Origin of the sequence: Roseomonas sp. TAS13 (assembly GCF_001950415.1) — a bacterium.
GTDB lineage: Bacteria > Pseudomonadota > Alphaproteobacteria > Acetobacterales > Acetobacteraceae > Roseomonas > Roseomonas mucosa.
Genome location: NZ_BDLP01000316.1, coordinates 1 through 5,101, shown reverse-complemented (window position 1 = coordinate 5,101; position 5,101 = coordinate 1). Strand labels below are relative to the sequence as shown.

2 protein-coding genes and 4 pseudogenes are annotated in these 5,101 nt (G+C 67.4%); 1 reads left to right on the top strand and 5 read right to left on the bottom strand.

Translation table 11 applies throughout. From position 1 onward, the window contains the following. From ROTAS13_RS19040 to ROTAS13_RS19025, 4 genes and pseudogenes are all read right to left on the bottom strand, one after another. Positions 1-641, bottom strand: a 641-nt coding sequence (locus tag ROTAS13_RS19040; RefSeq protein WP_253187713.1) for a transposase, incomplete at its 3' end; no start/stop codon positions are given. 679 nt (positions 642-1,320) lie between these two features. After that, positions 1,321-2,284: pseudogene (locus ROTAS13_RS19035) on the bottom strand (IS5 family transposase). 251 nt (positions 2,285-2,535) lie between these two features. Beyond that, a pseudogene (locus tag ROTAS13_RS19030) lies at positions 2,536-2,724 on the bottom strand (transposase); the annotation flags it as partial. A gap of 23 nt (positions 2,725-2,747) precedes the next feature. Further along, positions 2,748-2,951 (bottom strand): annotated as a pseudogene (locus ROTAS13_RS19025) (integrase core domain-containing protein); the annotation flags it as partial. A gap of 257 nt (positions 2,952-3,208) precedes the next feature. On the opposite strand from ROTAS13_RS19025, the gene ROTAS13_RS19020 reads away from it, so the two are divergent. Further along, the gene (locus tag ROTAS13_RS19020) at positions 3,209-4,438 is read left to right on the top strand and encodes an IS110 family transposase (RefSeq protein ID WP_075823118.1); all 1,230 of its coding nucleotides are present in this window, start codon (positions 3,209-3,211) and stop codon (positions 4,436-4,438) included. A gap of 109 nt (positions 4,439-4,547) precedes the next feature. Here ROTAS13_RS19020 and ROTAS13_RS19015 read toward each other — a convergent pair. After that, positions 4,548-5,101 (bottom strand): annotated as a pseudogene (locus ROTAS13_RS19015) (DDE-type integrase/transposase/recombinase); the annotation flags it as partial.

Genomic DNA, 5,101 nt, shown 5'->3' with positions numbered 1-5,101 from the left:
GAGATGCCCTGATCACGGTGCCGGTCGCCACTGGCGAACGGGCTGGGCGTGAGCCCGGCATAGGAGGCTACCTCCTTGCGGTTGGCAAAGGGCCGGTATAGCGCCTCGCGCACCAGCACGGTCGCCAGCTCGGTGCCGATGCCGCCCAGCCTGGCGAGCAGGGCCACCTTGGCCACGTCCGCATCATCCGTGGCCGGTGCCGCCACAGCGGCGTCACGCTCGGCCTCTACGGTCACGATCTGCTCGAGCACGAGTTCCAGACGGAGAAACTCACGCTCGATCTCCCGACGCAGACAAGGCGGCAGCACCCGGCCGTCGCCGGTGCGCAACGCCCCCAAGCGCTCCCGCCGGTCACGCCGGAGGGGCTGGTGGTCGTGGATACCCTGGGTAGCCAGCAGTTTCTTGATCCGGTTCACGTGCTGCACGCGTTCGGCAATCAGCCGCTGGCGCTCGCGATGGGTACGGCGCGCGTCCTCGCGCTCCGCCGAGGGCACTTGCACCATGCGGCAGGCCGCCCGGTCACCACGGCACCACGCCGTCAGAGCCCGTAGCAGCATCGCCGCATCCAGCCGATCGGTCTTGGCGCGCCGGGCCCGGCGGTCGACCTGCAGGCTCCCGGGATCCATGACCCAGCAGGCTATCCCCTCCGCGGCGAGGCGGCGATGCAGCCAGAACCCATCATAGACAGCCTCGTAGCCAGGACGACTTGCACCTTCTCACCGCTCGCCCCTTGCTCGCGAGCCGCCAAACGCCGCAGCAGGGCAAGCAGTCCATCAACGTCCCCGCCATCGAGACGATGGGACGATGCCTTGCCGCTCGGCGACCCTTGTACGGCTAGCAACCACGCCATCTTACTGAGTTCCATCGCCACGAACACCGTGGCGCCCGTCTGGGCGGTTTCGACTTGCTCCATGTGACGCATCGGCCAGCTCCCTGTCGGTCCGGAGAAAGCCTGAGTCTGGCCCGATCTCCGCCGGCCTGCATGGTATCTTTGGCCATCACGCGGCGTGGCAGATGGCGTAAGCCAAGGCGCGTTGAAGTGCCAGGCGGGGTTTTAGGACATGGCGGTTGCGCCTTGAGGTGAGCAAACCCTGCTCGCGCCAGATGTGACGCCGCACGGCGGCGATGGTGTCGCTGAAGGTTGGACGTGGCTTGTGGTACCAGGCGCTGCTGGCCGCAGCCTCTCGATCCGAGGGCCTGAGCCGGGCAGCCAGGAGGGTGACGAGGGAGAACAGTGCGAGCAGGCATGGTGTGGTGCGGGCGATGACTATGGTGCAGGGATCCGGACTACCGACGCAGCCCGCTGGTAGGGTGCTTCGATCAGGTGACACGGACATACTCGGGCCGTCCTAGCTGGAGCATCCTGTTCAGCGCGGCGACGGCGATCGCCACCTTGGTTGCCCGCCTCCCGTTGGTGCGCGATCGTAGCCCGTCGCCGATCACGTGCTTGAACCTGCTGATGTCGGCCTCGACCAGGGCACGAAAATTGTAGCCTGATCGCTTCTGCCAGCCCATACGACCATGCCTGACGATGTTGCCCAGGTGCTGGTCACGCTGGGTTGGCGCCGTTCCAGCCATGTCGCTGGGCACGGCATTGACGCGGGGCGGGATGATCACCGCCGCGTCCGGATGTCGTGCGGCAACCTCGGCGTAGACCTACACCTGGTCGTAGGCACCATCGGCGGTAAGAGAGACGATCGGGTTGCTCATCTGGTGAGCAAGGGCCCGACCTGGGCGGCATCATCGGCGTCGTGTGCCGTCAGCAGCACCGCGGCGATCCGGCCGGTGTCGGCATCCACCCCGATGTGCAGCTTGCGCCACCCTCGCCTGGTCCGGCTGCCATGCTTCTCCGCCAGCCACTCGCCCGGGCCGCACAGCTTCAGCCCCGTGTGTCCACGATCAGGTGCACCGGGCGGCGGCCAGGACGAGGTCGCGGCATGGCCAGCGTCTCCTCCCGGCGGCTCAGGGTGGTGTGGTCCGGCACCGGCAACGCCAGCCCGAGCAGGGCCATGATGGAGCCGATTAGCCCCTCGGTCTGGCGCAGCGCCAGCCGGAACACCGCCCGCAGCGTCAGCGTCGTGCTGATCGCCAGTGTCGAGGTGCGCCCCTGCCCACCCCGCGTGGTCCGGGGCTCCGCCCGCCACGCCGCGATCGCCGCCTCGGTGAACCACACCGTCAGGCTGCCCCGGTCCCGCAGGGCCGCGTCGTAGGCCGACCAGTTCGTCGCCCGGTAGCGCGGTCTCGGGATGTGGTGCCGGCGATCAGCATTGGCTTTGAAGGGCAAGCGGGGTTCTTCCCAATGGTTGGGGGGAAACCCCAATCCTACCGCAGCTCCTTCCCGCCGCCGATCCATGCACCACACTCTCACCACGCCGGAGGCGCATGCCGACATTTCCAACCACCTTCGCGACACCACCTGGCTGACGATCTCCGCTGGGAAGCGGTAGCCGGGGTAGGTCGCCGGGTCGCACATCATCCAGCGAGCCTGGACCAGCGCAATCGTTGCGGCAATGGCCCACCAACGTGACAATCCCCCAGCACCTTCAGCCGCTTCACCTGATCCAGCTTCAGGCCTCCGTACTCACTCCGCCACCGATAGTACGTCTGCTCCGTTACCCTGATCGTGCGCACGGCTTCGACCGCCGACTTCCCCTGCGCCAGCAGCACCTCAACCTGGCGCAGCTTGGCCACAATCTCCTCTGGCTTGTGATGCTTCCTCGCTATCTCCATGCCTGGAGTTGCTCCCATCAAACAGGACACGGGGCTGGTTGGGACTGGGCGCGGATGAACTCACGGGGTGAGCGCATGCGCAAGCCTTTGTGGGGGTGGGCCTCGTTGTAGTCCCCGATCCAGGCCGAGAGCTGCTGGAGTACGGCGGCGGCATCGGTCCTGGGATGGATGCGGGCGTAGTCGCGCTTGAGCGTCTTCACGAAGGCCTCGCTGACGCCGTTATCCGGCATGTTGTCCCTGGTGCCCCGATACCCTGCTGATCCCCATGGGATTAGCCCTATGGTGCGACCATCCGGGGTATGGGGCACTGGGAGCACGCAAGTGCGGGCAGGCCGTCTTCGAGAGCATGGGCCGAGAGCCCGAGCCGTTATCTGGCCGCCCCTGCGGCTCGCCCGGATGCGCTGCGAGCGCGGATCCGTAATTGCCGTGTTGCCCGCCAGCTCCGGTTCCGCAGTGTGTCGGCACAGGAGGGGCCTGGATGAGGATCGTCGGAATGGACATTCACCGCGTCTTTGCCGAGGCGGTGATGCTGGACGGAGAGCGCGTGATCCGGCTGGGCCGGATCGGCATGACCCGTGATCACCTGGGGAAGTTCGCGAGGACGCTGACCCACGACGATCATGTGGTGATCGAGGCGACCGGCAACGCTACGGCGGTTGCGGAGGTGATGGCCCCGCATGTGGGACGGGTCGTCATCGCTAACCCCAAACAGGTTCGCATGATCGCCCATGCCAAGATCAAGACCGACGCCATCGACGCCACCGTGCTGGCCCGGCTCTACGCGAGCGGCTTTCTGCCAGAAGTGTGGGTCCCCGACGCACATACGGCGGCCCTGCGACGCGAGGTCACCCGGCGGGAGCAGATCGTACGGCAGCGGACGCGGCTGAAGACTACAACCCACTCCATCCTGCACGCGCATCTGCTGCCGCAATGCCCGCATATCGACCTGTTCGGCAACCGCGGCAGGGCCTGGCTGATGGCACAGCCGCTCCCGTCGGACGAAAGAGAGGCTGTCGAACGGCACCTGCGCGAGTATGATCGGTTGGGCGAGGACCTGCGGGTGGTCGAGCGTGAGCTGGCCCGCGCTGCCCTGGACCAGCCGGAGGCCAGGCGTCTGATGACGGTGCCCGGTATCGACATGGTTGTCGCCCTCGGACTGCTGGCCGCGATCGGGAAGATCGAGCGCTTCAAGGGACCCGATCAGTTGGTGGCCTACATCGGCCTCAATCCCAGCGTTCGGCAGTCCGGAGAGGGGCCTGCCTACCATGGCCGGATCACCAAGCACGGTCGCAGCCAGGCGCGGACCATGCTGGTCGAGGCAGCCTGGGTGGCATCGCGCAGCCCTGGTCCGCTCCGCGCATTCGTCGAACGTGTCGCCCGCCGTCGGGGAAAGCCCATCGCCGCTGTCGCGGTTGCCAGGAAGCTTGCCGTGATCGTCTGGCACATGCTGAGCAAGGGTGAGGACTACGGTGGGGTCCGACCGGCGCTGCACGCCAGGAAGCTCAGGGACCTGGAACTCCGTGCGGGACAACCGAGCCAGCGCGGGAGGCGGGGCAATGCCCACGCCTACAATCTCGAAAGGGTCCGCGTGGAGGAAAGGCGCCGGGTGGAGCAGGCCGAAACTGCTTACCGCCGCCTCACGGAAGGGTGGACCAAACGAGGACGCCGGGTGCCCACGGGTGCCGCAGAGGAGGAGCGATTGTCGTAGGCCGCGCGGCGGGGCTCACACCTCCCAACCCCGCTCTGGGCCACGCGGTCACCCGTGAACCGAAGGAAAATAGCACTTCTGCAGAAAGGGGCTGTTCAACTTCATCCGTGCTCTCGGGGCTGCGGACGGGCGTGAAACAGGCCACGAGGTTCAGCGCGACGGCGAAGTCGCGCGTGTCGTGGGCGGTGTAGGCCGAGCCGTTGTCGGCAAGCCACTGCACGGGGTGGGGCGCCCGGAGGACAGCGAACCGTCGCTCGACGCAGGCCAGCATGAGGTCGCGGATCATCTCGCCGCTGATGCCGCCGGTGGTGGCGACATAGGCCATGATCTCGCGGTCGTGGGTGTCGATGGCGAACGCCAGGCGCACCACCTCGCCGTTCCAGCACGGGATCTCCAGTCCGTCCGAGGACCAGCGCAGGTTCGAGGTGGGGGCGATCACCGTGCCCTCGTGGGCCCGGATCGGCCGCCCGGTGCCGTGGCGCTGCAGGAGCAGCCCGCCCCGCTGCATCAGTCGATAGATCCTCTTGTGGTTCAGGGGCTCGGCTCCCGAGGCCCGGCGGGCGCGGTTCAGCAGGGCGGTGATCCGGCGGTAGCCGTAGGTGGGCCGGGCATCAGTGAGTTGGCGGATGGCCGCCAGCAGTTCGTCGTCCCCCTGCCGTCGGT

Coding starts and splice junctions, on each gene's coding strand:
- ROTAS13_RS19020 (WP_075823118.1), top strand. CDS start 3,209: ATGAGGATCGTCGGAATGGACATTCACCGCGTCTTTGCCGAGGCGGTG.